Here is a 26,118-nt window from a genome sequence, read left to right on the forward strand (position 1 = left end):
TGAGGCGGCAAGAGGTGAGAAGTAGCAGGCGGTGAGGAGCCGCGGCATCGCCCGGCCGCTCATCCGGTCGTCGAACCCACCGCTAGATCCATAGTTTTCGAAACAATTCTCCACCTCCGGCGTGATCACACCGCCTCGCTCCTGTTTAGCGTAGGCACAGCGGAAATCCGCATCACTCACCGGGGGGCCGTTGCCGTGACGATTTCCGCCGCAATTCCGCTTGTCGAGCAGGCGCAGGCCACTGTCGAACGCCGCTGGCCCATCGGGGTGGAGGTGCTGCCCGGAGGCGCCCATGCCAGGGTCTGGGCGCCCGATGCCGAGCGGGTGGAACTGGTCGCCGAACCGGAGGGGCGGGCAACGGTACTGGGCGACGAGGGGAACGGCTATTTCTCCGGGGCGGTTCCGGAGTTGGAGGCTGGCGGACTCTACCGCTTCCGGCTGGACGGGAAGGAGATGCTCTATCCCGACCCGATATCGCGCTTTCAGCCGGAGGGGTCGCATGGGGCCTCGCAATTGGTCGATCCACACCGCTTCGCCTGGACCGACCAGGGCTGGCAGGGCCGCGCTATCAAGGGGCAGGTGATCTACGAGATGCACATCGGCACCTTCACACCCGAAGGGACCTGGGATGCCGCGCTGGCGGAGCTGCCGAGGCTGGCCGATCTGGGCGTGACGGTGCTGGAGCTGATGCCGGTGTCGGAGTTTCCCGGCCGCTTCGGCTGGGGCTATGACGGGGTGAACCTGTTCGCGCCGACGCGGCTCTATGGCGATGACGATGCCATGCGGCGCTTCGTGAATGAGGCCCATCGGCTGGGGCTCGCCGTCATTCTCGACGTCGTCTACAACCATTTCGGGCCGGACGGCAATTATTTGAAGTGCTTCGCCAAGGACTACTTCACCGACCGCTACAAGAACGACTGGGGCGAGGCGATCAACTTCGACGGCCCCAATTCGGAGCCGGTGCGGGAGTTCTTCCTGACCAACGCCGCCTTCTGGATCGAGGAATACCACCTGGATGGGTTGCGGTTGGACGCCACCCAGTCGATCAATGACGGCAGCGAAGCCCAGGGCAAGCCGCACATTCTGACTGAAATCTCGCGTGCCGTGCGCCAGGCCGCCGGCGGGCGCGCCACCATTGTCGTGGGGGAGAACGAGCCGCAGCATGTCAGCATGGTGAAGCCGGCCGAAGAGGGTGGCTGCGGGCTGTGCGCCATCTGGAACGACGACCTGCACCATTCGGCGATGGTGGCGCTGACCGGCCGGATGGAGGCCTACTACACCGATTATCGCGGCACACCGCAGGAGTTCGTGTCGGCGATGAAGTACGGCTTCCTTTACCAGGGACAGTGGTATCGCTGGCAGCGCAAGCGGCGCGGCATGCCGGCCTTTGGCGTGCCAAGCCCGGCCTTCGTCAGCTTCCTGCAGAATCACGACCAGATCGCCAACTCCGCGCGCGGGCTGCGGTTGCATGCCCTGACCACGCCGGGCCGACTGCGGGCGATGACGGCATTGTTCCTGCTGGGACCCGGCACGCCGATGCTGTTCCAGGGCCAGGAATTCGCCGCCAGCGCCCCCTTCCTCTATTTCGCCGACCACAAGCCGGATCTGGCGGGACTGGTCGAGAAGGGCAGGGCGGAGTTCCTGGCCCAGTTCCCCAGCATCGTTGGGCCGGCGATGCAGGCGGCCCTGCCGAAGCCGCATGCCGAGGACAGCTTCACCCGCTGCAAGCTCGACCATCGCGAGCGGGAAAGCAATGCCGCGGTCTGGGCGCTGCACCGCGACCTGCTGCGCCTGCGCCGCGAGGACCCGGTCTTCGCCGCCCAGTGCACCGGCGGACTGGACGGCGCCGTGTTGGGGGAGGAGGCTTTCGTCCTGCGCTTCTTCGGGGAAGAGGGCGACGACCGGCTGCTGCTGGTCAACCTCGGCCGCGACCTCACCTTGACTGTGCTGGCCGAGCCGCTGCTGGCGCCACCCCTCGACGGCGCCTGGACGGTGCTGTGGTCCAGCGAGGAGCCCGCCTATGGCGGTTGCGGCACGGCGGCGGTGGAGCAGCCGGACGGAGCGTGGCGGCTGCCCGGCCATGCGGCGCTGGTTTTGGGACCGGCACATGGCTTTTCGACGGAAAGCGACGATGAGGGAGGCAACACAACCCCGGTCATCGTGGTTTCCCAAGGATAGGAAACCGATAGCTGAGCATAGGTCCACCATGGCTGATTTCGTCCGCACCCTGTCACGCGAGGTCCTGAACACCGGTCCGAAAGGTGCCGAAACCCGTGAATGGCTGGTTGCCAACGGTCTTGGCGGCTACGCCTCCGGGTCGGTGTCGGGGGCGGTGACACGGCGTTATCACGGGCTGCTGATCGCCGCACTGCCGGCCCCGCTCGGCCGCGTGCTGATGCTGAGCCAGTTGAGCGACGTGGTCATCGACTCCGACGGTCACCGCTACCGGCTGAGTTCCCGCGACACTGGCGGTGATCCAGGCGGCGGTGATCCAGGCGGTGGCGATCCGGCCGGCGGCGAAGCGGGGGAGGAGGGGCAGACCGCCGCCCTGCAGGAATTCCGCATGGAGACCGGGCTGCCGGTCTGGCGCTTCCGTGCCGGCGGGGCGGTGATCGAGAAGCAGGTCGTCCTGCCGCACGGCCAGAACATCGTCCACGTCACCTACCGGGTGATGGAAGCGAAGGCACCGGTGCAGCTGCGGCTGAGGCCGGTGCTGGCCTTCCGCACGCTGGAATCGGCGGTGGACCGCCCGCTGGCCGGGGCCTATCAAATCACCGCGTCGGGGCAGCAATATGAGGTCTCGGCCGGGCCCGACCTGCCGGTGCTGCGCATGGCCATCGAAGGCGGCGATTTCCCGATGACGCTCGACGGCGGTATCCGCCGCGACGTCTATTACCGGGTGGAGGATGAACGCGGCTACCAGTCGCGCGGGTCGCTGTGGACGCCGGGCTATTTCAGCGGCGAGGTCGGGGCAGGCCAGAGCATCACCTTCGCCGCCGCGACCGAAGACTGGTGGCGGCTGGAGGCCCTGCCGCCGGCCGACGTGCTGGGCTTCGAGGCGGAACGCCGCCGCCGCATCATCCAGAACGCCCACCCCAGCTTGCGCGACGGCGCGATGGCGGAACTGGTGCTGTCGGCCGACAGCTTCCTGTTCGTGCCGGCCGGCCGGGTCGCCGACCAGATGCGGGCGCGGGCGGAGGGTGACGAGGTGCGGACGGTGATCGCCGGCTACCACTGGTTCACCGATTGGGGCCGCGACACCATGATCGCGCTGGAGGGGCTGACGCTCGCCACCGGACGCCATCTGGAGGCGGGGTGGATCCTGCACACCTTCGGCCATTACATCCGCGACGGCCTGATCCCCAACATGTTCCCCGACGGCAAGGACCGCGGGCTGTACCACACCGCCGACGCCACGCTGTGGTTCTTCCACGCGCTTCACCGCTATCTCGGCGTCACCGGCGACCGCGACACGCTGCGCCTGCTGCTGCCCAAGCTGCGCGAGGTGATCGACTTCCACCGCCGCGGCACCCGCTTCGGCATCGGCGTCGATCCCCGGGACGGGCTGCTGCGCCAGGGGCAGGAGGGCTACCAGCTGACCTGGATGGACGCCAAGGTCGATGACTGGGTGGTCACGCCGCGCCGCGGCAAGGCGGTGGAGATCAACGCGCTGTGGCACAACGCCCTGCGGCTGACGGCCGGCTGGCTGCGCGAGGAGGACGGCGAGGCCGCCGCCCGCCCGCTGGAGGAATTGGCCGATCAGGCGCGCGCCTCGTTCAACGCGCGCTTCTGGTGCCCGTCCGCCGGGCACCTGTTCGATGTGGTGGATGGCGAGCATGGCGACGACATCGCCTGCCGGCCCAACCAGATCTTCGCCGTCTCGCTCGACCATCCGGTTCTGGAGCGCGAGCGCTGGGAGCCGGTGGTGGAGACGGTGCGCAAGCACCTGCTGACCCCGTTGGGGCTGCGGTCGCTGGCGCCGGGCTGCCGCGACTACAAGGCGAAATATTTCGGCGACCTGCGGGCGCGTGACGCCGCCTACCACCAGGGCACCGTCTGGGGCTGGCTGATCGGCCCCTATGTCGATGCCTGGCTGAAGCTGCATCCGGAGGACAAGGAAGGCGGGCGCCGGCTGCTTGAGGGGTTCCTGCCCCATCTGGACGAGGCCGGCATCGGCACCATCAGCGAAATCTTCGATGCGGAGGCCCCGTTCACCCCGCGCGGCTGCATCTCGCAGGCCTGGAGCGTGGCCGAAGTGCTGCGCTGCTGGGTGAAGACGGAAAGCTAGGCGGCGCCGGGGGTTGCGGACGTCACCCACCCGAAGGTCATAGGGCGGCCGATGGGGGCCGCCTTACCCGCATCGATGGTGCAATGCCCTTGGGAGCAGTTGTCAACAGGGCACAACAGGGTGTGAAATCGCAGGGTCCGGTGAAATGTGACAGATTTCAGTTGACACGCCCCTGGGGCCCCGACAGCCGGAAAAACGTGATTATTCTTATAAATCAGGTGGTTGCGTAGATTGCCTGATTTTTGGGCAAACACAGCAGGCCCCTTGAATCGCCTTGCGCGAATCGGGACTGCCCACGGCTTGCCCACACAGTTATCCACAGCCTCTGTGGAGACCGCAGGCGAGGCCGGCGGCCAAGCCCTTCGTCGTGCCTATCCAATGAACCTGTCCATAAGATGCCTTTACTTTGGGCAGGGATCGGTCCGGCGCTCAGCGTAAGGGGGTAACCGTATTGGATTTTGGCCAGACCGGAGAAAGCACCCTATAGTTCCCAAACCGGTTCCTTCGGCAATCCGAAGGGGCCAAGCGAATGAGACCGTACGGGGTGCGGGGAGAACAGCCAGAGCGGAGGTGCCAATGCGGAGCGTTGTGCGAGGCGTCGCCGGCTTGCCATACCCGGCAGTCCGGCCTGGGCTGGTCCCGACTGGGCTGATCCGGCCTGGGCCGGGCCGGGCCGGATGGGCGGACGGCGATGCCGTCGCCAAGCCGACCGAAGCGCCGGCACGGGGCCTCCTGGGCGGGCTGCCCGCCCTGGTCGGTCCGCTGCTGGGCGCGTCGGTGCTGGGGGCGCTGATCCTCCATCTCATGGCCAGCCTGGTTGCGCAGCTTCCGGCCACCGATGCGCTGGGGGCCCTGTCGGTGATTGTCGGCATGGCGGTTGTCCTCGTCACCCTGCTGCCCTTCACCTTGCTGTCCTTCAGGCGGGCGCAGCGGGCATGGGCGGCAATGCAGGGCTTCGGGCAGGAGACCGGGCAGGGCAGCGGCCGTCCCTGAGGCATCAGGCTTTTCCCTGACGGAAACCCGGCAGGATTTCGTTGCTACGCGAAGCGTGCCCGCGTTTAATCGCGGGCGGGGGCGGCATTCGCCCTTCCGTCCGTCGCAAGCGGGGGCGGCTTTCCGGGGGCAGGGTATGGGGCTTTTCGATTTTCTGAAGGTCTCGGTGGCCGACAAGAAGGCGGCCAAGCCGGCGGCCCGCATGCCGGTCAGCGTCATCCAGTGCGACGGAAAAAGCTATCCCATCGTGTCGCTGACGCCCAAGGGCTTCGTCGCCCGCGGTTTCGACGGGTCGCTGGTGGTCGGGCAGAACGCCAAGGTTGCGGTGCGCGTCGACGATGCCGCCGGCAAATTCACCTTCAACGCGACCGTTTCGGTGGTCGAGGTGAAGGGCGACAATGTCGGTGCGACCTGGAGCATCCTGCCGACGGAAGTCGATGCGGTGATCCGCCAATACGCCCAGAACCGCAAGAAGCAGGACGGCAAGGGCGCCCGCTGAAACACGGGCTTACAGGCGGTCGTTACTGGCGGCCGTTCGCCTCGTCCCCGCCCGCCGAGGGCATGCCGGCATTGACGATCTTCGGCAGCGCCAGGATGCGCGCCCGTTCCAGCCATTCCGACAGGGTGACGAACTCGCAGCCCTTGGCTTTCAGTTCGGCGATGACGCGGGGCAATGCCTGCGCCGTGCTGGGATAGGTGGAGTGCATCAGGAAGACGTTGCCCGGCAGCCCGCCCAGCTTGATCTGGCTGACGATCTTGTCGGCGTTGCGCACCTGCCAGTCGCGCGTGTCCACCGACCACAGGACGGATCCCATGCGCTCGTCCCGCGCGATGGTCAGCAGCTCTTCCGAATAGCGGCCGTAGGGAGGGCGGAACAGCACCGGATTGGCGCCGAAGCTGCGCAGGATGCGGTTGGTCTCCGCGATCTCGTAGCGGGCGCCGGTGGCGTCCATCTTGCGCAGGTCGGAATGGGTCAGGCTGTGGTTGCCGATCTCGTGCCCGGCGGCGACGAAATCATGGATCAGGTCGCCCTGCCGCTCGGCGATGCGGCCCACCGGGAAGTAGGTGGCGCGCACGCCTTCCTGGTTCAGGATGTCCAAGATCTGGCGGGTGACCGTGCGGTGCGGCCCGTCGTCGAAGGTCAGGGCGCAGAGGTTCCAGTTCTCCCGCTTCAGCGTCGCCGGCATCACGTCATAGCGCGAATCCGGCATCACCGAGCGCAGCCGGCCCTTGCGGCGGCTGTGCTGCTCGATGTCCGCCATGGTGCGGGCGTCTTCCTCGTTGTAGATGATCAGCCCGTCGGCTGGCGGCGTGGCGTTGGCCACCGACGGCGGCGGCGGAGCCAGCGGAGCGGCGACAGCCGAACCGATCGGCGCCAGCACGGAAGAGGTGGTTGTCGTCACCGTCTCGCGGTTGCCGGCCGGCTGCGGCGGCTTGGCCTCGGCGGCTGCGGCAGCCGGCATGGGGGCCGGGGCGACCGCCAGGGTCACGGCCGGCGGCTTTGCCGTTGCAGGGGCCGACGCAGCAGGCATAGCAGGGGCCAATCCCGGGATTGCCGAGGCGCCGCCCGCCGCCGGCGCGGACGGAGCAACGACAGTGGCAGTAGCGGCTGTCGCCGCCTTCTCTGCCGGCTTTTCGGCCACGGCCGGCCGGTCCACGAGGAGACAGCCGAAGCCGGCGCCGACGATCCGCCGGCACAGCGCCCGCGCGTCCGTGCCCTTGCCGACCTGGGCGTAGAGCGCCACGCCGGCACCGCTCTTCCCGTCCAGCGGCAGGACCGAAGCGGTCAGACCCGCGGTCAGGTCCCGCTCGCGCTGCTGCAAATTCTTCCAGCTCAGCCACGCATCGCCGTCGCGGGAATAGATGCCCAGCTGTAGAATCGGACCATCGGGCGCCGGGGCCGCCGCGGGCGTGGCGGCCTGCACCGGGACAGCAGGCTTCGCCTCCACCTTTACGGCGGACGGGCGCTTCGCGGCGGGCTCGGCAGCGGCTGCGGGCAGGGCGGGCAGGCCGAGCACGCAGGCCAGCAAAGCGACCTTGAGCAGGCCGGCGCGGTCACGCGGGGCCAGGGCGCCGCCTTGGCTTCGGACGGCATCGGCCGCCCGGGTCCGGGTGCTGGTTGAGGCGGGATTCGGCCAGAAAATGCGCAACATATCGGTCCCGTCGCTTGGCCCAGCCACTGTCTGCGGACCGCCGGTTGATGGCGGTGCAATATCATCACGATGGGGTTAATTCAAACGACAAGCGGCGGAATTGTGGCGGCTTCGCCGCTTTTCACAGGGGCGTTGCCGTTCGGAAACGGTAGCGGATGCGGGCAGTACGAAAGCATAGGGCGGAAGCGCGCCGGAACCGCCGGGGGAGCGGCGGGGTTCACTACAGGACCGGCGGGATGGGCCTGGGCGGCGACTGCCGCCGGGCGCCGTTCCCGCCTCCCCCCGCAAGCCCCACCCGTGAAGGAGACGACCCGTATGGCCGAGGATTTGGAAAGCCGCATCCGTCGGCGCGCGCACGAGATCTGGGTCAATGAAGGCCGGCCGGAGGGTCGTTCCGAGGCCCATTGGGAACTGGCCAGCGAAGAGATTGCCATCCAGGACAATTATCGTGACACGCTGAAGCCCAACCCCGCCGGCGGTCCGGAAGCGACCGCGATGCGAACCGAACCGGTCGAGCCGGTGCTGAGCATCGCCAATCAGGGCGAACAGCCCGGCCTCGCCGACCAGGGCGAGGAGATGGGCATCCCGATGCGCGGCGACCGCGACGTCTGGCCGACGCCGGAAGAGGCCGCATCGACCGCCGTGCCGCCCAACCGCAGCAAGAAGACGCGGCGCCGGGCCTGACCCTATAGGCAGGCGCCGCGCGGTCCGGCCTTCCTCAGACGCTGGACCTGCCTGCCGACTGTTCCGCCGTGCCGCTCTTGTCCAGCGGCATGGCGGCGCGGCCCGCGTCGGGCTGCCCGCCGCCGGGCGGCAGGGCAGCCGGAGCCGGCGCGGGGGCCGCGGCGGGCGTGGTGCCCGGAAGCGCACCGGGCAGCGGCGCCGGAACGGACACCGCGGCCGGCGCGTCGTCCAGCCGGTCATAGATGTCCGGATGCAGGCGGACCGCCCCATCGGCCTCAACGGTCGCGATCCAGTAGACGAACTGCACCGGCATCGGCGTCGCCAGCTTGACCCATTGCGGCTGCTGCCTGCTCAGCAGGCGGTCGATCCGCTCCGGCGTCACGCTGGTGCCCTGCAACAGCAGTTCGGCCAGCTTGCGCGGATCCTCCAGACGGACGCAGCCGGAGCTGATCGAGCGCAGCTCGCGGGCGAACAGCCGCGGCTCGTTGGTGCCGTGCAGATAGATGTCGTACGGGTTGGTCAGGTTGAAGCGGAAGCGGCCGAGCGCATTGTGGTCGCCCGGCTGCTGGACGATGCGGACGCGGCCCGGCGTGACGTCGTGCCAGTCGACCGTTTCCGGCGCCACCTCCTGCCCGTCGAGATAGACGATGGCGTTCTGGATGCCGGGCGTGCCCTTGGCGCGCAGGTTCGGCAGCTTGTCTTCCTTCAGGACGGTGGGCGGCACCGTCCAGGTGGGGTTGACGATGACGTGGGTGATGCGGTCGGTCAGCAGCGGCGTCTCGCGCGACGGCCGGCCGACGATGGCGCGCATCGTCAGCTCCTCCTCCCCGCCGCGGACCAGGGTGGTGGTCTGGTTGGTCAGGTTCACCACCAGGATATTGTCCGGGGCGGTGTCGCGGAAGCTGCGCATCGCGACGGCGCTCTGCCGCATCAGCGCCGCGGCCTCGGCCGGCGTGCGGTCGAGCGCCGCCCTCGTGCCGGCGCCGATCAGCCCGTCGGGCTTCATCCGCTGGGCGAGCTGGAAGGCCTTCACCGCGCGGTCGACGTCGACGGTGAACACCTCCGACACCTTGTCGGCCGGCAGCAGGCCGAGTTCGGCCAGACGCTGAGCCAGCCGGCCGACACGCTCGCCGCTGCTGCCCAGCTTCATCAGTCCGCCTTCCCCGATCCGGGTGGAGGTCTGCACGGGCGCGCTGTCCAACTCCACCGCGGCGGCGTCCAACCGGTCGGCCCACTGGGTCAACGTGTCGCGGTAGGGCAGGGCGTCCGCCGGCCCGGCCCCGAGCAGCGCCATCGCCGATGCGGCGGTCAGCGCCAGCAGGGCCAGCTTGCGGGACATGCGGAGGTCGGCGGAAGCGATCATGGCGGCACCTTCTGTCACTGTGGTCCAGCGCAGCATCGGAATGGATGCACCGCTGCCCTTCTGATCAATTTATGCAACGCAATAATGGAAGGCGAGGCGCGCGGCGAGAAATCCGGTCGATCATTCTTCCGGTGTGATCTTCCTGCCGCCGTCCTATGACCCGCCTATGCAAGAAGGTCACACTGCAAAATTTTTTAATTGCCTCAGCCGATGACCTTCCTTATACGAATATCCGTCCGGAGACGATTCACACCAGACGGGACGCTTCGGATCAGCGTTGGTCCTAAGGCTGATACTATACACCGCGGGCGCCGCGCGACCCGCCAAACGCCGAACGGCCACAGCGTAGAACGGCAAAAACGTAAGACGACGAGGTTCGGGGATGCATTTGGGGGATGATGAGCGTGCCGCACCGGCAATCGGGCGGCGCGGGTTCCTTGGTTTTGCCGCGGCGGCGGTATCTGCGGCTCTTCCGGCCGCATCGGGGATGATGACGGGGGTCGCCACCAGCGTGGTGACTGGTGTGGCGACGGCGCCGGTCCTTCTGGGATCGGGCTCTGTGGAAGCCGCTCCCCTGGCCGGCAGTGTCCGGCGCCTCAGCCTGCACAACATCAACACGCAGGAACGGTTCGACGGCGTCTATTGGGCTGACGGCAACTACAAGCCGGACGCGCTGCGCAAGCTTGACGTACTTCTGCGCGACCATCGCGCCAAGCAGGTCTGCCACTACGACCCGCGCCTGTTCGACCTGCTCGCCCGCGTTCACCAGAGCGTCGGATCCGACGATCCGTTCGAGGTGATCTGCGGCTACCGCTCCCGCCGCACCAATGCGATGGCCCGGCGCCGGTCGCGTGGCGTCGCGAAGGAGAGCTATCACACCCGCGGCATGGCCATCGACATCCGCCTTCCCGACACCCAGCTTCGCGCCATTTCCGAGACGGCGAAGGGGATGCAGTCCGGTGGCGTCGGCTTCTATCCGCGCAGCGGCTTCGTCCATCTCGACGTCGGTCCTGTCCGCAGCTGGTAAGGTCGGCAGCTGGCAAGGCCACGGGCAACCGTGCCCGTCCTGGTTTGAAAAAGGCTCCGCATCGGCCGATGCGGAGCCTTTTCCCATGGTGGCGCTTCGATGTGCTGTTGCTTCCGATCTGTTGGCGGTGAAGCGCTGCATTCTGGAATGCCGGACCGGATTCCGGTCCTGGATCAGCTTCTCGGCGACGGCTTGGACGCGCGCAGGATGTCGGTCGGGTCCCACACCGCGCCATGACGCCGGCGCGACTTGCTCTGGCTGGCGGCATCGGCCGACTTCACCGGCTTGACCCGCGGTGCATCGCTGCGCACCGGACGGCCGGCCTTGCGGACGCTTTCCCCCTCCGGACCGGTGGCGACGATCTCGGTGCCGGCGAGGCGGCTTCCGCCGTTGACCGGCGATTGCGAGCTGCCCGATCGGGGGGAGGCATCCGGTTCGCCGTCCTCACCCTCGCCGGGGCCTTCCGGCGGCTCCCTGATTTCGGGAGAGAGGGCGGAGAGCAGCGACAGCATCTCGTCCGACACATGGGAGGGGGCGGCGCGCCACAGGCGCAGCAACCGCGCCTCCCGCCGGCTGATCTGGCTGTCGCTGTCGTCAGAACTCCTCGAAACCGCTGCGTGGGCGGCGTGGGCTGTCGGCATCGTTGTAGGTATCGAAAAAGAAACTGACGGGAACGTCCAGAACCTGGCTCAGCCGGTACAGGGTACCCGCCGAAATACGGTTGGAGCCGCGTTCGTATTTCTGGACCTGCTGAAAGGTCAGGCCGATCGCTTCGCCCAGTTTTTCCTGGCTCATTCCCAGCAGGGTTCGGCGCATCCGCACGCGCTGCCCGACATGGGCGTCCACAGACCAGGATTCCGGCGATCCGCGTCGTCCTCTTTTGCGCGCCGTCGGTTCACTCATGTCCATCGGTCTCCGCTGCCCAGTCTTCCGCGGCTTGTCTTTGCGAGAATGAAAATATTGTTTACACATTCGTTGAAGCGATTCAAGAGAAAACTTCTGAATATTGGTGTGTGTTTGCCATATGCCGATAGGCGCTGGTGGTGGTGCAGCATTCGCAGGGGTTGTCATATTACAGCTTTGTATTATTTCAGCCGCCGGTGAGAATCAATTGCGCCGAGGCTCTGCCGGAACCCTGTGCTCATCCCTTTGCGGAAATCACCGAGTCTTTGGGATCATCCATTGGTTGGGTCGATAGCTTTTCGATTATAGAAATTCCGTGATCGGGAACCGATAAGATTTGTACCGCCACAAATGGTGGTGGAAGGCCTTCTGGTTGTAATAAATAAACCGAAGGACAGAGAGAAACTTTCCTCTCCCAAGGCCGATACGGTCCGTCACGCTGCATGTCGACCCGGCCGGTCGGGCCGCATGGTTGGCCAGACAAGCGTTAATACTTAATTAACCTTATTAAGTCGCCGTTAACCATGGCCGAGAACCGGCGATTCAGGGGCGCGGGGGCCGTGGTGCGTGACTATCCGTATCGGCCTTCCGCGGGTTCCTCGTCCGGGCAATGCCGGACGGGTGGGAGGCCTCCATGGCCCAGGGGCCGCCGGCCATGGCGAAGCCTTCCACATGGTCGCGCAGCTTCTGGACCTGGGACGGCGTGACGGTGCGGCCGAAGCGGGACTTCAGCAGGGCGGCCAGCGCCCCGCGGGTCGGCCGGACGCCGCCGGTCGACAGAACGCGGTAGGCGACGAAGGCCTCGGCATAGAGCCGGATACGGTCCGGCCGTCCGCGCAGCTGCGCCGCCTGGGCGGACGGGTTGCCGTCCAGATGGTCGGCGAGCAGCGCCTCCGCCCGCGCCACGGTCAGATCCGGCAGGTCGGCGGCGACCGGCTCCGGCGGTTCGGGCCGGCCGATGGAATCGCGCCGCCGCCGCCGGCGCTGGCGCTCGCGGTCGCCGGCCCGCAGCCGCTCGGCATAGGCCGGGTCCGCCGCCCGCCGTTCGGTGCGGCTGCGGTTGGACTTCGCGGCACGCTCCGCCTCCCGCGCCCGCAGCATCGGGTCGCGCAGCAGGAAGGCCAGCTCGTCCGCGGTCAGCCGATGCGCCTGATCGGCGCCCGCCGGCAGGGGCCCGCCGTCGCGGCTTTCCCCGAGGCCGCCATCCTTGCCTCCGCTCTGGCCGTCGTCCTGATGGTCGCTGTCGTCCATCGCCGGGAAACGCGCGTCCGCCCGGTCCTGTTCCCGCGGCATTTCGCCCGGCCCCGTCCGGATTCCGCGCCCCGGCTCCCTGCCCGGATAATCCCGGACGGAAGATGAGGGAGATTTCATGTCCGGTGCCGGTCCCGCCCGTGCTAGAGAGGGGCCGTTCTTTTCGGCCCGTGCAACAGTGGAATTCGCCCGCCATGACCCCCCGGCAAGCCCTTCAGCAGCGCCTTGCGGCTTTGGATGCCCATCTGCGGGCGGAAAATCCCAACCTGCTGCCGGTCCTCCCGACCTTCCGCGCCTTCGACCGCATCCTGGCCGGGCTGGGGTTGATCGACCGCCATGAATCGCTGACCACCCGCATTCCCTGGTGGCCGATGGTCGCGGTGCTCGGCACCTTCTCCGCCGGCAAGTCGACCTTCCTCAACGGTTATCTGGGCGAGGTGCTGCAGAACACCGGCAATCAGGCGGTGGACGACAAGTTCACCGTCATCTGCCACGGTCCGGAAACCCGCAAGGAGGCATTGCCCGGCACCGCGCTGAACGCCGACCCTCGTTTCCCCTTCTATCGCATCGCCGACGAGATCGAGAAGGTCGCCGCTGGCGAGGGCAAGCGGATCGACAATTACCTGCAATTGAAGACGCTGGCCGGGCCGCGGACCAAGGGCAAGATCTTCATCGATTCGCCGGGCTTCGACGCCGACGACCAGCGCCGTTCGGTCCTGCGGCTGGTCGACCACATCGTCGAGCTGTCGGACCTCGTGCTCGTCTTCTTCGATGCCCGCCATCCGGAACCGGGCGCCATGCAGGACACGCTGCGCCATCTGGTCGCCAAGACGGTCAACCGCGCCGACGCCCGCAAGGTCTGCTACATCCTCAACCAGGTCGACACCACCGCCAAGGAGGACAATCTCGAGGCGGTGTTCGGCGCCTGGCAGCGCGCCATCGCCCAGGCCGGGCTGGTGTCGGGCCGCTTCTATGCCATCTACGACCAGCGCTCCGCCGTCGACATCGAGGATGACGGCCGCCGCGCCCGCTACCAGGCGCGCCGCGACCATGATCTGGCCGAACTCCAGACCCGCATCAACGAGGTCGAGGTCGCCCGCGCCTATCGCATCATCGGCTCCATCGACAGCCTGACCAAGGAGGTCGAGGGCGAGGTGCTGCCCAAGCTGCGCGAGGCGATGGCGAAGTGGCGCCGCCGCGTGCTGATCGGCGACGCGGTGTGGGGCGTGCTGCTGCTGGGGCTGCTGGGCACCGTGGTGCAGACGCTGGGCGGCGGTTTCGGCGCCTTCCTCGGCTGGCTGTCCGAGTCCGGCGACAGCGGGCTTCCGCTGCACCTGATCGGCACCGCCCTGCTGCTGGGCGGGCTGTTCCTGGCCGGGCATTTCAAGCTGCGCCAGTTCTTCGCCCGCCGCATCGCCGCCACCTTGAGCGACCGTTTCGGCGACGTCGACCTGAACCTGCGGCAGGCCTTCCTGCGGAACACCCGCTTCTTCCGCTCGATCTTCGCCACGCAGCCGGCCGGCTGGGGCGGGCGGGCGCGCAAGGCGATCTTCGCCATCCGCGAGGCGACGGCGGTGCATGTCCAGCGCATCAACGACCTCTACACCGATCCCGCCGGCCGCCGTGCGCGGGACGCCGCCGCCGGCCCGGCTGCCGCGGCCGAGTGACCGCAAGCCGGCGGCGAGTATCGGCGGCTCTTTACAGTGCGGCGTCCAGGCCGTTAGATCTTGGCCGTTAGATCTCAGCGCTTAGATCTTGGCCGGCGCCGTGCGACCACGGCGCCGGACCCACCAGCGGATGGCCAACGGACTTGCGGGATTCGGCAAACGGAGCGATCGGTACGGTGGAGATCCTCGGCCGCGGGCGCCGCCCTGGCCGGGCTGCTGCTGTGCGTCGCCCCGGTCCAGCCGCAGGCGCAGGTGCCCGGCGCGGAGGCCGGCGGCACGGCTCCCGCTCCGGCTCCCTATACCGGCCTGGATCTGGTGACCGGCGGCGACTATGCCCCCTACACCGGCGACGACCTGCCGGGGGGCGGGCTGGTGACCGATCTGGTCCGCCGCGCCTTCGCGGTCGGCGGGCGCCGCTACGATGTGCGCTTCATGCCGTGGAAGCGGGGCTACGACGGCGTGGTGGCCGGCCGTTTCCTTGCCACCTTTCCCTATATCCGCACGCCGGAGCGCGAGCGGGAGGTGCTGTTCTCCGACCCGGTGATGGAGGTGCGGCAGTTCGTCTATCTCTCGAACCGGTCCGGGATGGAGTTCAACGGCCGGACCGGCGGCGGCGACTCCGGCGGCCTGGAGGATTTCCAGGGACGGACGATCTGCCAGCCGGTGGGCTATGCCCTGCCGGCCGGGCTGGAGGCGATGGTCGGCCAGGGCCGACTGACCCGGCAGACCCCGTCGGACCTGGGTGCCTGCGTGCGGATGGTGGCGACCGGGCGGGCCGACGTCCTGGTGATCGACGAGTTCAGCGGCGCCGCGGCGATTTCAGCGCTCCGGTCTGGCCGACGACATCCGGGTGGCGGACCGGCCCTTCGCCGTGGTCACGCTGCATCTGGTGGTCGGGCGCGGCACGCCGGGGGCGGAGACGGCGGTCGCGGTCTTCAACGACGGGCTGAACGCCCTGAAGCGGCAGGGCGTCTACGACCAGCTTCTCGTCAGCCACACGCTTCAGCCTGCTCCCTGATATTGCTGGGGTTTTCCCCGGGGGTCCGCGCGGTCTTCCGGCCCAGCCGCGGCGATATTCCGGATTCCGGCGCGCTTTTCCGCGCGGAAGGCCCCCGTCGCCATGGACAGGACGGTGCTTCGTGATATAAACGCGCGGTTTCGATCATGGAAAAGGGGCGCGGGCTGTGGCCATCGACGCGTCGATTCTGGTCCTCAACGGGCCGAACCTCAACATGCTGGGTGTGCGGGAGCCGCAAATCTACGGGTCGATGACCCTGGACGAGCTGGAGGCCGCCTGCCACGAGCGTGCCGACACGCTGGGTCTGACCGTGGATTTCCGGCAGTCGAATCACGAAGGCGAACTGGTTTCGTGGATTCAGCAGGCCCGCACGGAGAATGACGGCATCGTCATCAACGCCGGCGCCTACACCCACACCTCGGTCGCGATCATGGACAGCCTGATCCTGTCGGATCTGCCGGTGATCGAGGTCCATCTGTCGAACATCTTCAAGCGCGAGCCGGTCCGCCATCACTCCTACATCTCGCCGGTGGCGAGGGGGATGATCTGCGGGTTCGGGCCGCACGGGTATCTTCTGGCGCTGGACGCCATCGCGAACATCATCGACCGCGATTAAGGAAACGGGAACGACTGACATCATGGCGAGCTTCGACATCGACGGCGATCTGGTCCGCAAGCTGGCGGACCTCCTGCGTGAGACGGGCTTGAGCGAGATCGAGTTCGCCGAGGGCGAAAAGCGTATCCGCGTCACCCGCCCGACCGCCGCCCAGACGGTCGCCGTCCAGGCAGCCCCGGTCCTGGCGGCCGCTCCGGTCGCCGTGGCGGCGCCGGCCGCCGCAAAGCCGGCCAGCCATCCGGGTGCGGTGACCTCGCCGATGGTCGGCACCGCCTATCTGGCGGCCGAGCCGGGCGGCACCCCCTTCGTCCGTCCGGGCGACGTGGTCAAGGCCGGCCAGACCATCATGATCATCGAGGCGATGAAGGTCATGAACCCGATCAAGGCCCCGCGCGGCGGCACCGTCGCCGAGGTGCTGGTGTCCGACGCCCAGCCGGTCGAATTCGGCGAAGTTCTCCTCATCATCGAGTAAGCGGGGCATTCCCTTGGCGATGTTCGAAAAGGTCCTGATCGCGAACCGTGGTGAGATTGCGCTCCGCATCCACCGCGCCTGCCGCGAGATGGGGATCCAGACCGTGGCGGTGCATTCCACCGCCGACGCCGACGCCATGCACGTCCGCCTCGCCGACGAAAGCGTGTGCATCGGTCCGGCGTCCGCGCGCGACAGCTACCTCAACATTCCGGCCATCCTGTCGGCGGCGTCGATCACCAATGTCGACGCCATCCATCCCGGCATCGGCTTCCTGTCGGAGAACGCCCAGTTCGCCGAGATGGTGGAGGAGCACGGCTTCACCTTCATCGGCCCGACGCCGGAGCATATCCGGATCATGGGCGACAAGGTAACCGCCAAGAAGACGGTGATGGAGCAGGGGCTGCCGGTGGTGCCCGGCTCCGACGGTCCGGTGACGTCGCTGGAGGAGGCCGAGAAGGTCGCCCACGAGACCGGCTACCCGGTGCTGATCAAGGCGGCGGCGGGCGGCGGCGGCAAGGGCATGAAGGTCGCCCGCAACCCCGACCAGCTGAAGGAAGCCTATCAGCTGGCCCGTGGCGAGGCGCGCGCCGCCTTCGGCAACGACGAGGTCTATCTGGAGAAGTATCTCGGCCATCCGCGGCACATCGAGATCCAGCTCCTGGGCGACACCCACGGCACCTGCGTGCATTTCGGCGAGCGCGACTGCTCGGTCCAGCGCCGGCACCAGAAGGTCATCGAGGAGGCGCCGAGCCCGGCGCTGAACGCCGAGCAGCGCGCCTTCATCGGCGATCTGGCGGCCAGGACGGCGGCGGCCATCGGCTACCGCGGCGTCGGCACGATGGAGTTCCTCTACGAGGACGGGCAGTTCTATTTCATCGAAATGAACACCCGCCTTCAGGTCGAGCACACCATCACCGAGATGATCACCGGCATCGATCTGGTCCGCGAGCAGATCCGCGTCGCCGCCGGTGCGCCGCTGGGCTATGGCCAGTCGGACATCCGCTTCGAAGGCCATGCCATCGAATGCCGCGTGAACGCCGAGAACCCGGAGACCTTCATCCCGTCGCCGGGCAAGATCGACGGCTATCACGCGCCGGGCGGGCTGGGCGTTCGCGTCGATTCCGCGCTGTATGACGGCTACCGCGTGCCGTCGCATTACGACAGCCTGATCGCCAAGCTGGTCGTCCACGGCACCACCCGGAACGAGTGCCTGATGCGCCTGCGCCGCTCCATCGAGGAGTATGTGATCGGCGGCATCCAGACCACGCTGCCGCTGCATGACCGCATCATCGCGCAGCAGGCCTTCATCGACGGCAATTACGACATCCATTGGCTCGAACAGCTGATGGCGAAGTCCTGACCTGACCGTTCGCGGCATTTTCACATGCGCGGAAATGCTGCGGCGGAATGTCGCAGTCATGAGGCCCCTCTCTCCAAGTCGAGAGAGGGGCTTTTTCTTTATTAATGTTTTCTGATGTTGTGATTGACGCTTCCCGCGGGGACTCTGTTCTTTTGCAATTTGATAATTTCTCGGATGACTCGCGTTTTCATTCGCAAATTGCGACTCCGGACGTGACGAATCCCGGTGGAAGCGCCTGCCCGGTCATCAGGGTTTTACCGGAACGGCGGTTTGCGAAGAATTCAGTGTGCATGGCACGCCCCTTGCTGACTTGATCTGTGTCAGTGCGGACATGGGCTACCCAGAGTAGATGAAACGCCATTCCGTTAGCTGTGCCGAACCATCGCTTTTTCCAGGCGGTGCGCTGGCCTCTGTCTGTCCACCGGTCGCGACCCGTCGTGCCGGCCTGCCTGCCCGAACCTGCCCTTTGTCTGACGAGGCCCCGTCCCATGCGTCTCAACGAACCGATCACCGACCGTGAAATCGTGATGGAAGACGGTGTCCTGCTGGTGTCGCGTACCGACACGGGCGGGCGCATCACCTTCGTCAACAAGGCATTCGTCGACATCAGCGGCTATGCTGAATCCGAGCTGATCGGGGCTCCGCACAATCTGATCCGGCATCCCCACATGCCGAAGGAGGCCTTCGCCGACCTGTGGGCGACCATCAAGGACGGGCGGCCGTGGGAAGGGCTGGTGAAGAACCGGACCAGGGACGGCGACTTCTATTGGGTCCGCGCCAATGTCACGCCGGTGATCGAGGACGGGACGGTGACCGGCTTCATCTCGATCCGCACCAAGCCGTCGCGCGATCAGGTGGCGGCGGCGGAACGGCTTTACGCCGATATCCGTGAGGGCAGGGCTCGCCATCTGACGGTGCGCGACGGGCAGGCGGTCGGGCGCGGCGCCGGGGCGGGGTTCCGCCGCTGGATGGCGACGGTGACCGGGCGGCTGACCCTGATCTTCGCCTTCATGATCCTGTCGATGCTGGCGGTCGGCGGCGTCACGCTGCGCGGCATGTCCGACAGCAACGCGTCGCTGAAGATGGTGTACGAGCACCGCACGGTGCCGGCGGTCCAGATCGGCGAGATTCTGGACCACATGCGCGACAATGTGCAGACCTTGCAGCGCCTGATCATCGACACCCGCGACGGCACCGATCCCAAGGCGATGGCGCAGCGCGAGGACCGCATCGCCAGGAACGCCGCCACCATCGACCGGCTGTGGGCGGACTATCTCACCACCTTCATGACGCCGGAGGAGACCACGCTGGCGGACCGCTTCGCCAAGCAGCGCGCCGCCTTCCTGAACGAGGGGCTGAAGCCGGCGGTGGAACTGGCGCGCCAGGGCGATTCGCTGCGGCTGGAGGTGCTGGTCCGCGACCGCATCGACCCGCTGTTCCAGGCGGCGTTCCAGACCAACAAGGACCTTCTGCAATTGCAGCTGACGGTCGCCAAGGGCGAGTATGAAGGGGCGCTGGAGGATTTCCGCTGGCATCTGGTGTTCGCCGTGGCCGCCGGGCTGGCCGTCCTGCTGGGGGCGGTGTTCTGCGGGCTCCTGCTGCTGCGCACCGTCCGCCGCCCGCTGGCCGCTTTCTCGGTCGATTTCGACGCCATCGCCCGCAACGACCAGACCCACATCATCGACCTGCCGGCCGCGGCTGAATTCCATCTTATCGCCGGCCAGCTGCGCGGCTTGAAAGCGCGCCTGTGCTATGCCGTGCAGGAGCGTGTCGAGCGGGCCCGCCATGCCGACGAGGAACGGCGCCGGGCCCTGGAAAACATGGCCTCGACGGTGGAGCGGGAGGCCGGCCGCGCGGTGGAGGAGGTCGCCCAGCGCACCGGCGCCATGGCCGACGATGCCGAGGGCATGTCCGGCTCGGCCGAGCGGGTCAGCATCAACGCCCAGACCGTGGCGTCCGCCGCCGGGCAGGCGCTGGCGAACGCCCAGACCGTCGCCGCCGCCAGCGAGGAGCTGGCCGCCTCGATCCGCGAGATTTCCTCGCAGGTCGCCCATTCCAGCGCGGTGACCCGCCGCGCGGTGGAGAGCGGCCACCACACCCAGGCCACCATCCGCTCGCTGTCGGAAACGGTGGCGAAGGTGGGCGAGGTGGTCAACCTGATCCAGTCCATCGCCGGCCAGACCAATCTGCTGGCGCTGAACGCGACCATCGAGGCGGCGCGGGCGGGAGAGGCCGGCAAGGGCTTCGCCGTGGTGGCGCAGGAGGTGAAGAACCTCGCCAACCAGACCGCGTCCTCGACCGAGGAGATCACCCGCCAGATCACCGCGATCCAGGCGGTGACCGACGAGGCGGTGCAGGCGGTGGAGGAAATCGGCCGGACCATCGCCGAGATCGACCACATCGCCGGGTCCATCGCCGCGGCGATGGAGCAGCAGGCGGCCGCCACCCAGGAGATCAGCCGCAACGTGGTGGAGACCTCCACGGCGGCGCAGGAGGTGTCGCACCGCATCGCCGCGGTGTCGGAGGAGGCCGACCGCACCGGCGAACAGGCCACCCATGTCAAGAACGGGTCCGGCGATGTCGCCCGGTCCATCGAGAGCCTGCGGCAGGTTCTGGTCCGCATCGTCCGCACCTCCACCGGCGATGCCGACCGCCGGCGCAAGCCGCGTTTCCAGGTGGACGAGACGGGAACCCTGCTGATCGGCGGCGACCGGCTGGCGGTGACCGTGCGCAACCTGTCCATCGGCGGGGCCATGATCGATCCGGTGACGGCGACCGACGGCCGCTCGCTGGCTGGGGCAATCGGACATCTGCGGCTCGACCGCTACGCAGCGGAGGTGGCGGTGGCGGTGAAGGCGGTGGAGCACAGCCGCATCCATCTGGCCTTCGACGCGGAGAAGATGGCGGGCGATTTCGCGCGGGCCGTGGAAATCGCCACCAAGGACCGTCCGCCGGTCGACGTGGCGGCCTGACCGTATGCCGGATAAGCCCCGCGGATAAAGCTGCCGCTCCGTCATCGATCCGCCGCGCCGAACGTCACGCATCTTCTTCATCCTCCAGATTGAGGACTTATCCCCTGTGACACTTTCACAGGGGAATCCTTGCTGGGTGAACGGATATGATTGCGGTCACCACCGGCGGTGCATGCGGCTTGAAGCATCCCGTCCCCTGTACGGAACCCTTCGACGGAAAAGAGGCCGGGACGCAGTGATGGCCGACACCACACCCTTGTCTTGCTCGTCGTCCTGGCGGTCGTCCCGCTGGCCGGGATGTTTCCAATCGCGTCCCTGGGGCGGCCTGTGCCATCTGGTCCTGCCGGCCCCGGATGGCGGGATGGGGCGGGCCGGGGCAGGGCAGGTCAGGACAGGGCAGGCCGGATTTGCACACCCTTGGGAGGCCCGGATCCGATCATGACGGTGCAGCCATTGACCGCGCCGCGCCATCCGGTCCCGGCCATCCTGCGCCGCCTGCTGGCCGGCGGACTGCGCATCTGGAAGCCCGCCGCCGTCCAGGCGGTGGTGACGCTGGTGCTGCTGGTCGGCTATGTCTGGATGGCCGACGTCTATGTCCGCGTCCTGACGGCCGAACATCGCGCCACCGCGGCGCTGACCGCCTCGTCGCTCGCCAGCACCCTGTCGAGCGCGCTGAACGAGCGCATCGCCCTGGTCAGCGGCCTGACCGCCTTCGTCGAGGTCGCGTCCGGCACCGGCAGCCTTGCCGACCAGTTCCCGCGCTATGCGGAGGGGCTGCGGCGGTCGGTGGTGGGGGTGCGCACCATCTCCGCCGCGCCCGAGTTCGTCGTCCGCATCGTCTATCCGATGGAGGGCAACGGGAAGCTGCTGGGCAACGACCTGCTGCGGGACGCGCGGCCGGGCTTCGCCGATACGGTGCAGCGCGCCATCGTCAGCCGCGACGTGACCGTCCATGGTCCGGTCAACCTGTTGCAGGGCGGGCAGGGACTGATCGCCCGCCAGATCGTCCATGCACCGGGCAAGCCCTGGGGAGCCGTCGGGATGGTGTTCGACGTCGGTGCCATCCTGAACGAGGTGCGGTTCGACCGGGTTCCGGCGCATCTGGGATTCGCCGTGGTGACCGACGGCGGCCAGCAGGTGGCCGGCGACGCTCTGGCGTTGAAGGGCGACCCGCTGGTCGAGCGGATCAACCTGCCCGACGGTTACTGGCACCTCGCGCTGGCCCCGCGCACCAGCTGGGAGGGGCTGGCCCATGGCGACCCGACCTTCCGCGGCTTCCAGCTGGCCTTCCTCCTGCTGTCGCTGCTGATCGAAATGGTGACCGTCATGGCGATCGGCCGCCGCCACACGCTGGAGCGTCGGGTCGACCTGCGCACCGCCGAGCTTGGCCGCGCCAAGAACGAGCTGGAGCAGTTCGCCTATGCCACCGCCCACGATCTGCAGGAGCCGCTGCGCGCCATCTCCAGCTACGCCCAGCTGCTGGAGCACCAGCAGAAGGGCCGGCTGGACGAGGAGAGCGAGGGATTCATCCGCGAGATCGTCGACGGCGCCGGGCGGCTGAAGATGTTGCTGCGCGACGTGCAGCTTTTTCTGGCGGAGGACCGGGTGCCGCTCGGCTGCGGCGTCATTCCGGCCGGCGATCCGTTGAAGGCGGCGCTGGCGGCGCTGGAGCGGCGCATCGCCGATGCCGGCGCTGCCGTGACCGTGGCGGACCTGCCGGCGGTGCAGGCCGACGAGCGCCGGCTGCGCGAGATCTTCATCGTGCTGATTGCCAACGCCATCGACTACCGCCATCCCTACCGGGCGGCGGAGGTGCGGATTTCCCACCGGCGGGTCGACGGCTATGACGTGATCGACGTGCGCGACAACGGCATCGGCATCGAACCGCGCCACCGCGACCAGATTTTCGAGGTGTTCCGGCGCCTGCATCCGCGCGACGAGCATCCCGGCACCGGCATGGGGCTCGCCATCGCCCGCAAGATGGCGGACCGGCTGGGCGGCCGTCTCACCGTCCTGTCCAGCCCCGGCATCGGCAGCACCTTCTCCATCCATCTGCCGCCTCCCTCCTTCCGAGGGTTCCCCTGATGCAGGATCCGACGGCCCCCTTCGAGATCCTGTCGGCAGAGGACGAGGACAAGGACGAGGATGCTTGGCCGCGCCGACCGCGCGCTGTATGAGGCGAAGGCGGCGGGCCGCAACCGGGTGGTGATCGGCGACGGCCATCCCGGTCCTGCCCGTCGCCGCGGCCTCCGTTTCCACATCCATCGCCGGCTGGCGGTTCGTTCGAGGGAAAATGGCAGAAGAACTTAAGGCCCAACCCATGATCCGACCCAGCTTGGCGGAAAATGATGCGGTGCTTCTGGTGTCCCGGGCGATGGCGCTCGCCGGGGGGCTCGCCCCGTTCTTCCCGGAGCTGGTGCGGGTGGATACGGTGGCTGCCGCCCTGGACCGGCTGGGCGGCGGCGGTGCGGCGGCGGGGGAATCGGTGGTGCTGCTCGACGCTCCCGCGGTGGCGGCGGTCGAGGCGCTGGCCCGGCTGGAGCCGGCCCCGGCGGTGGTGGTTCTGCTGGCGGAGGGGCAGGACAGTGCGGGCTTCATCGCGGCGGGCGCGCAGGATGCGCTGCCGGCCGGTGACGGCGATGCCCTGCGCAGCGCGGTGTCGGCCGCCCGCCGGCGCCAGATGCGGGAGAACCGGTTGCGGACGGCGTTGGCCGAGGCGCAGCGGAACCGGGCCGAGGCTGCATCGCTGCTCGACGCGGCGGGGGCTGCGGTTGCGGCGGCGCTCGATCCGATGATGGCGCTGACGGCCGCCGCGCTGGAATCGCCGCTGCTGCCGCGCCAGCAGGACCGGCTGCTCGCCGTCCAGGCTGCGGGCGCCGCCCTGCGGACCACAGTGGCGGCCTTGCGCCCGGTCGGGCCGGGCGCCGCGGTGGAGGACAGCCTGACGCTGGCGGCGCTGGCCGCCGATGCTGAAGCGGCGACGGCAAGGGTGGTGACGGCAAGGGTGGTGACGGTCGAAGGCGGGGCGGACGAGGAGTTCACCGGCGATGCCGCCGGCCTGCGGGGTCTGCTGACTCTGCTGGCCGCGGAGGGGGGCGCGTCCCTGTCGCTGTCCCTGTCGCTGCGGCCGGCGGGCGAGGCCGCCGAGCTGACGCTGCGGCGCCGGGGGACGGCGCGCCTGCGCCCGTTGGTGCTGGCGGCGGTCCAGCCGCTGCTGCGGCGACTGGGCGGGCATCTGCTGACCGACGGGCCGGATGGCGCGGCGGGGGAGGGGCTGACCGTCCGCATCCCGGTGCGGGCGGTGCTGCGCCCCGCCGCCCTGTCGGTCCTGCTGGTGGAGGACAACCCCATCGGCCGTCTGGTGGCCGCCGGCTTCTTCAAGGCGCTGGGCCACACGGTGACGACGGCGGAGGACGGGGCGCAGGGGCTGGCCGCCGCGACGGACAGGCGGTTCGACCTGATCGCGATGGACGTGCAGATGCCGGTGATGGACGGCCACGAGGCCACCCGCGCCATCCGCGCCCTGCCGGGGGAAGCCGGCCGCGTGCCCATCGTGGCGTTGACCGCCGGGACCGATGCCGAGGACGACGCGCGGTGCCGCGCCGCCGGGATGGACGATTGCCTGCACAAGCCGCTGACCATGGACCGTCTGCGCACGGTTCTGGAGCGCCTGTTTCCCGGCCGGGTCCAGGCCGGCGGATGACGGCTCCGGCACTACAAATTGTCGGAAAATTTACAGAACCAAAATCATATTCCATCCGCCGGTAACCGACCTTCGATTGCCCGCCACCGGTTCGGACGGTATCAGTGGGATGCGGCGTATTGGCTGGAGACATGGGAGTGGATATGCAGGCGATCGACTATTCCCAGTTTCGGATCCTGGTCGTGGAGGATCAGCCCTTCGTCCGCCGCACCATCGTCCAGATTTTGGGCCAGATCGGCTTCCGCGACGTGACCGAGGCCGACAACGGCGAGTCGGCGATGTACGAGTGCATCCGCGTCAATCCCGACCTGATCGTCTGCGACATCGACATGAAGCCGGTCTCCGGCCTGCAATTCCTGGCCCGCCTGCGCGCCAGCGCCGAGGCCGCCAATCCCCGCGCCCCGGTTGTGTTCCTGACCAACCACACCGAATCCGAGATCGTGAAGCAGGCGATGGCGCTGGGCGTCAACGGCTTCGTGGTCAAGCCGCCCTCCTTCGCCGCGCTGAAGGAGCGGGTCGACCGGCTGCTGGGCGGGCGGTGAGGCGCCTCGTTCTTCTCGCCGCGCTGCTGCTCGCCGCCTGTTCGGGCGAGCCGTCGGAGGGCGACATGCGCAAGCTGGTGGAGGCGCACACCCGCCGCGCGCTGGAGCGCCAGGGCAATGCCGCCTTCCGCGCCTTCGACAATTTCCGCAAGCAGGGCTGTGTCGAGGCGAAGCCGAAGGGCGGACCAAGCGGCGGCCCAACCGGCGGCAGCCAGGACGGCAGCGGCCAGTATGACTGCTACTACGCCGCCACCTTCGTGCCGCAGCCGGGCCAGCCGCCGCTGACCGTCAACGGCAAGGGCCGCTTCCGCCGCACCGACAAAGGCATGGCCTTCGAGGATCTGGGCGCCCAGCCGCGCTGAGCCTCCTTACCCGTTGCGCGCGAGGCGGGAGAGGGTGGACAGCGGGTCCCCGGCCTCCTCGCCGAAGCAGACCTCCACGTCGTCGCACACCTCGCAGTTCGGCGACTTGCAGAGCATCAGCCCCTCGCGCTCGCAAAGCTGGCGGTAGAAGAACTTCTTCCATTTCATGTCGCCGGAATTCAGCGCCACCAGCGCCGGAAAATGCCGACGGAACATGGCGTTGAGTTCGCCGCGGTCGTGGAAGCCCATGTCCTGCCACAGATGGTTGGGCTCCAGCGACCGGCGGGCCAGGATGGCGGCCAGCCAACGCTCCTCGTCGGCCCCCGAGGCGCCATGCTCGACAAGGAAGGCCCGCAGATCGGCCTCTTCGATGGCGTCCTCGCCGGCCTCGTCCCCGCCGGCCTCGCCCTTATCGGGGAGCGCGGCGACGGCATCGGCGAAGTGGGGGGCGTATCTTGCGGCAAGCTCGGTCAAGTCGGCCTTGGTCAGTGCCAGCGATCCGGTCATCGTCCGCGCCGGATCGGCGGCGGCAAGCGCCAGGATGCGGCCGAAGATCATGCGGTCGGCGTCCGCAGCGGGATTCTGGTCAAGGCTGTGGGCAGTGGGCTGAGACAGGACCACTCGGCATCTCCACCGGCAAAGAGCACCCGCGACGCCTGCTATCCTGACCCATGATGCTGCACCTGCGAAAGCCACTCTCCGGTCCCATGACCTGCGGCATTGCGCCGCAGCGACTGTCCCATC

22 protein-coding genes and 1 pseudogene are annotated in these 26,118 nt (G+C 68.2%); 17 read left to right on the plus strand and 6 right to left on the minus strand.

Annotated elements, in window-relative coordinates:
* Positions 1–195 precede the first annotated feature (195 nt).
* From treZ to ACWPN3_RS14700, 4 genes are all read left to right on the plus strand, one after another.
* Positions 196–2,178, plus strand: a complete 1,983-nt coding sequence (gene treZ, locus ACWPN3_RS14685) for a malto-oligosyltrehalose trehalohydrolase (protein ID WP_492240298.1) — start codon at positions 196–198, stop codon at positions 2,176–2,178.
* A gap of 28 nt (positions 2,179–2,206) precedes the next feature.
* Positions 2,207–4,288, plus strand: a complete 2,082-nt coding sequence (locus ACWPN3_RS14690) for an amylo-alpha-1,6-glucosidase (protein WP_492261533.1) — start codon at positions 2,207–2,209, stop codon at positions 4,286–4,288.
* Positions 4,289–4,864: 576 nt separating this feature from the next.
* A complete protein-coding gene (locus tag ACWPN3_RS14695; protein WP_492240300.1) occupies positions 4,865–5,281 on the plus strand; it encodes a hypothetical protein in 417 nt (138 codons plus the stop codon).
* Positions 5,282–5,417: 136 nt separating this feature from the next.
* On the plus strand, positions 5,418–5,780 hold the full coding sequence (locus ACWPN3_RS14700) for a hypothetical protein (protein WP_492240301.1): 363 nt from the start codon (positions 5,418–5,420) through the stop codon (positions 5,778–5,780).
* A 22-nt stretch (positions 5,781–5,802) separates the two neighbouring features.
* On the opposite strand, the gene ACWPN3_RS14705 is transcribed toward ACWPN3_RS14700, so the two are convergent.
* Entirely contained in the window at positions 5,803–7,434 is a 1,632-nt protein-coding gene (locus ACWPN3_RS14705) for a polysaccharide deacetylase family protein (RefSeq protein ID WP_492240302.1), read from the minus strand.
* 315 nt (positions 7,435–7,749) lie between these two features.
* On the opposite strand from ACWPN3_RS14705, the gene ACWPN3_RS14710 reads away from it, so the two are divergent.
* The gene (locus ACWPN3_RS14710; RefSeq protein ID WP_109095500.1) at positions 7,750–8,118 is read left to right on the plus strand and encodes a DUF2934 domain-containing protein; all 369 of its coding nucleotides are present in this window, start codon (positions 7,750–7,752) and stop codon (positions 8,116–8,118) included.
* A 34-nt stretch (positions 8,119–8,152) separates the two neighbouring features.
* Here the strand turns inward: ACWPN3_RS14710 and ACWPN3_RS14715 are convergent, their stop codons facing one another.
* Positions 8,153–9,481 (minus strand): L,D-transpeptidase family protein, encoded by a 1,329-nt coding sequence (locus tag ACWPN3_RS14715; RefSeq protein WP_247872714.1) that lies wholly within the window; start codon positions 9,479–9,481, stop codon positions 8,153–8,155.
* Positions 9,482–9,968: 487 nt separating this feature from the next.
* Here ACWPN3_RS14715 and mepK point away from each other — a divergent pair, with 487 nt between their 5' ends.
* Positions 9,969–10,508 carry a peptidoglycan L,D-endopeptidase MepK gene (mepK, locus tag ACWPN3_RS14720; RefSeq protein WP_492240303.1) on the plus strand — a complete coding sequence of 180 codons (540 nt, stop codon included), beginning with the start codon at positions 9,969–9,971 and terminating at the stop codon, positions 10,506–10,508.
* 173 nt (positions 10,509–10,681) lie between these two features.
* Here mepK and ACWPN3_RS14725 read toward each other — a convergent pair whose 3' ends face one another.
* The 3 genes and pseudogenes from ACWPN3_RS14725 to ACWPN3_RS14735 all read right to left on the minus strand — a co-directional run bounded on the left by ACWPN3_RS14725 (position 10,682) and on the right by ACWPN3_RS14735 (position 12,704).
* A complete protein-coding gene (locus tag ACWPN3_RS14725; protein ID WP_492261534.1) occupies positions 10,682–11,149 on the minus strand; it encodes a hypothetical protein in 468 nt (155 codons plus the stop codon).
* Positions 11,148–11,411, minus strand: a pseudogene (locus ACWPN3_RS14730) (helix-turn-helix domain-containing protein); the annotation flags it as partial. The gene ACWPN3_RS14725 and the pseudogene ACWPN3_RS14730, both read right to left, overlap by 2 nt.
* Positions 11,412–11,954: 543 nt before the next feature.
* Positions 11,955–12,704: a hypothetical protein gene (locus ACWPN3_RS14735; protein ID WP_492240304.1), complete on the minus strand. Its 750-nt coding sequence runs from the start codon at positions 12,702–12,704 to the stop codon at positions 11,955–11,957.
* Between the two features lie 152 nt (positions 12,705–12,856).
* Between ACWPN3_RS14735 and ACWPN3_RS14740 the strand changes: the two genes are divergently transcribed.
* From ACWPN3_RS14740 to ACWPN3_RS14790, 11 genes are all read left to right on the plus strand, one after another.
* Positions 12,857–14,329: a dynamin family protein gene (locus ACWPN3_RS14740; RefSeq protein WP_492240305.1), complete on the plus strand. Its 1,473-nt coding sequence runs from the start codon at positions 12,857–12,859 to the stop codon at positions 14,327–14,329.
* 252 nt (positions 14,330–14,581) lie between these two features.
* On the plus strand, positions 14,582–15,472 hold the full coding sequence (locus ACWPN3_RS14745) for a substrate-binding periplasmic protein (protein ID WP_492261535.1): 891 nt from the start codon (positions 14,582–14,584) through the stop codon (positions 15,470–15,472).
* A 41-nt stretch (positions 15,473–15,513) separates the two neighbouring features.
* Entirely contained in the window at positions 15,514–15,963 is a 450-nt protein-coding gene (aroQ, locus tag ACWPN3_RS14750) for a type II 3-dehydroquinate dehydratase (RefSeq protein WP_098740164.1), read from the plus strand.
* Between the two features lie 22 nt (positions 15,964–15,985).
* A complete protein-coding gene (accB, locus tag ACWPN3_RS14755; RefSeq protein ID WP_098740163.1) occupies positions 15,986–16,435 on the plus strand; it encodes an acetyl-CoA carboxylase biotin carboxyl carrier protein in 450 nt (149 codons plus the stop codon).
* A gap of 19 nt (positions 16,436–16,454) precedes the next feature.
* Positions 16,455–17,795, plus strand: a complete 1,341-nt coding sequence (accC, locus tag ACWPN3_RS14760; protein WP_109452067.1) for an acetyl-CoA carboxylase biotin carboxylase subunit — start codon at positions 16,455–16,457, stop codon at positions 17,793–17,795.
* A 488-nt stretch (positions 17,796–18,283) separates the two neighbouring features.
* Entirely contained in the window at positions 18,284–20,767 is a 2,484-nt protein-coding gene (locus ACWPN3_RS14765) for a methyl-accepting chemotaxis protein (RefSeq protein WP_492240307.1), read from the plus strand.
* Positions 20,768–21,205: 438 nt separating this feature from the next.
* Positions 21,206–22,852: a sensor histidine kinase gene (locus tag ACWPN3_RS14770; protein WP_492240308.1), complete on the plus strand. Its 1,647-nt coding sequence runs from the start codon at positions 21,206–21,208 to the stop codon at positions 22,850–22,852.
* Between the two features lie 60 nt (positions 22,853–22,912).
* Positions 22,913–23,077, plus strand: a complete 165-nt coding sequence (locus ACWPN3_RS14775) for a hypothetical protein (protein ID WP_492261536.1) — start codon at positions 22,913–22,915, stop codon at positions 23,075–23,077.
* 43 nt (positions 23,078–23,120) lie between these two features.
* Positions 23,121–24,470, plus strand: a complete 1,350-nt coding sequence (locus ACWPN3_RS14780) for a response regulator (protein ID WP_492240309.1) — start codon at positions 23,121–23,123, stop codon at positions 24,468–24,470.
* A 143-nt stretch (positions 24,471–24,613) separates the two neighbouring features.
* Positions 24,614–25,012 carry a response regulator gene (locus ACWPN3_RS14785; protein WP_492261537.1) on the plus strand — a complete coding sequence of 133 codons (399 nt, stop codon included), beginning with the start codon at positions 24,614–24,616 and terminating at the stop codon, positions 25,010–25,012.
* On the plus strand, positions 25,009–25,374 hold the full coding sequence (locus tag ACWPN3_RS14790) for a hypothetical protein (protein WP_109452056.1): 366 nt from the start codon (positions 25,009–25,011) through the stop codon (positions 25,372–25,374). The genes ACWPN3_RS14785 and ACWPN3_RS14790 overlap by 4 nt, the downstream gene beginning before the upstream one ends.
* A 6-nt stretch (positions 25,375–25,380) precedes the next feature.
* Here the strand turns inward: ACWPN3_RS14790 and ACWPN3_RS14795 are convergent, their stop codons facing one another.
* Complete coding sequence (locus tag ACWPN3_RS14795; RefSeq protein WP_492240310.1) at positions 25,381–25,995, minus strand: nitrogen fixation protein NifQ; 615 nt, start codon at positions 25,993–25,995, stop codon at positions 25,381–25,383.
* Between the last annotated feature and the right edge of the window lie 123 nt (positions 25,996–26,118).

Source organism: Azospirillum sp. UENF 111221 (assembly GCF_058780625.1).

What these genes read in the sequence shown, in the direction of transcription:
- ACWPN3_RS14740 (WP_492240305.1), top strand. Translation starts at nt 12,857, where the DNA reads ATGACCCCCCGGCAAGCCCTTCAGCAGCGCCTTGCGGCTTTGGATGCC.
- ACWPN3_RS14735 (WP_492240304.1), bottom strand. Translation starts at nt 12,704, where the DNA reads ATGCCGCGGGAACAGGACCGGGCGGACGCGCGTTTCCCGGCGATGGAC.
- ACWPN3_RS14785 (WP_492261537.1), top strand. Translation starts at nt 24,614, where the DNA reads ATGCAGGCGATCGACTATTCCCAGTTTCGGATCCTGGTCGTGGAGGAT.
- ACWPN3_RS14775 (WP_492261536.1), top strand. Translation starts at nt 22,913, where the DNA reads ATGCTTGGCCGCGCCGACCGCGCGCTGTATGAGGCGAAGGCGGCGGGC.
- ACWPN3_RS14715 (WP_247872714.1), bottom strand. Translation starts at nt 9,481, where the DNA reads ATGATCGCTTCCGCCGACCTCCGCATGTCCCGCAAGCTGGCCCTGCTG.
- accB (WP_098740163.1), top strand. Translation starts at nt 15,986, where the DNA reads ATGGCGAGCTTCGACATCGACGGCGATCTGGTCCGCAAGCTGGCGGAC.
- ACWPN3_RS14710 (WP_109095500.1), top strand. Translation starts at nt 7,750, where the DNA reads ATGGCCGAGGATTTGGAAAGCCGCATCCGTCGGCGCGCGCACGAGATC.
- accC (WP_109452067.1), top strand. Translation starts at nt 16,455, where the DNA reads ATGTTCGAAAAGGTCCTGATCGCGAACCGTGGTGAGATTGCGCTCCGC.
- mepK (WP_492240303.1), top strand. Translation starts at nt 9,969, where the DNA reads ATGATGACGGGGGTCGCCACCAGCGTGGTGACTGGTGTGGCGACGGCG.
- ACWPN3_RS14725 (WP_492261534.1), bottom strand. Translation starts at nt 11,149, where the DNA reads ATGCCGACAGCCCACGCCGCCCACGCAGCGGTTTCGAGGAGTTCTGAC.
- ACWPN3_RS14765 (WP_492240307.1), top strand. Translation starts at nt 18,284, where the DNA reads ATGCGTCTCAACGAACCGATCACCGACCGTGAAATCGTGATGGAAGAC.
- ACWPN3_RS14770 (WP_492240308.1), top strand. Translation starts at nt 21,206, where the DNA reads ATGACGGTGCAGCCATTGACCGCGCCGCGCCATCCGGTCCCGGCCATC.
- ACWPN3_RS14700 (WP_492240301.1), top strand. Translation starts at nt 5,418, where the DNA reads ATGGGGCTTTTCGATTTTCTGAAGGTCTCGGTGGCCGACAAGAAGGCG.
- ACWPN3_RS14690 (WP_492261533.1), top strand. Translation starts at nt 2,207, where the DNA reads ATGGCTGATTTCGTCCGCACCCTGTCACGCGAGGTCCTGAACACCGGT.
- ACWPN3_RS14705 (WP_492240302.1), bottom strand. Translation starts at nt 7,434, where the DNA reads ATGTTGCGCATTTTCTGGCCGAATCCCGCCTCAACCAGCACCCGGACC.
- ACWPN3_RS14695 (WP_492240300.1), top strand. Translation starts at nt 4,865, where the DNA reads ATGCGGAGCGTTGTGCGAGGCGTCGCCGGCTTGCCATACCCGGCAGTC.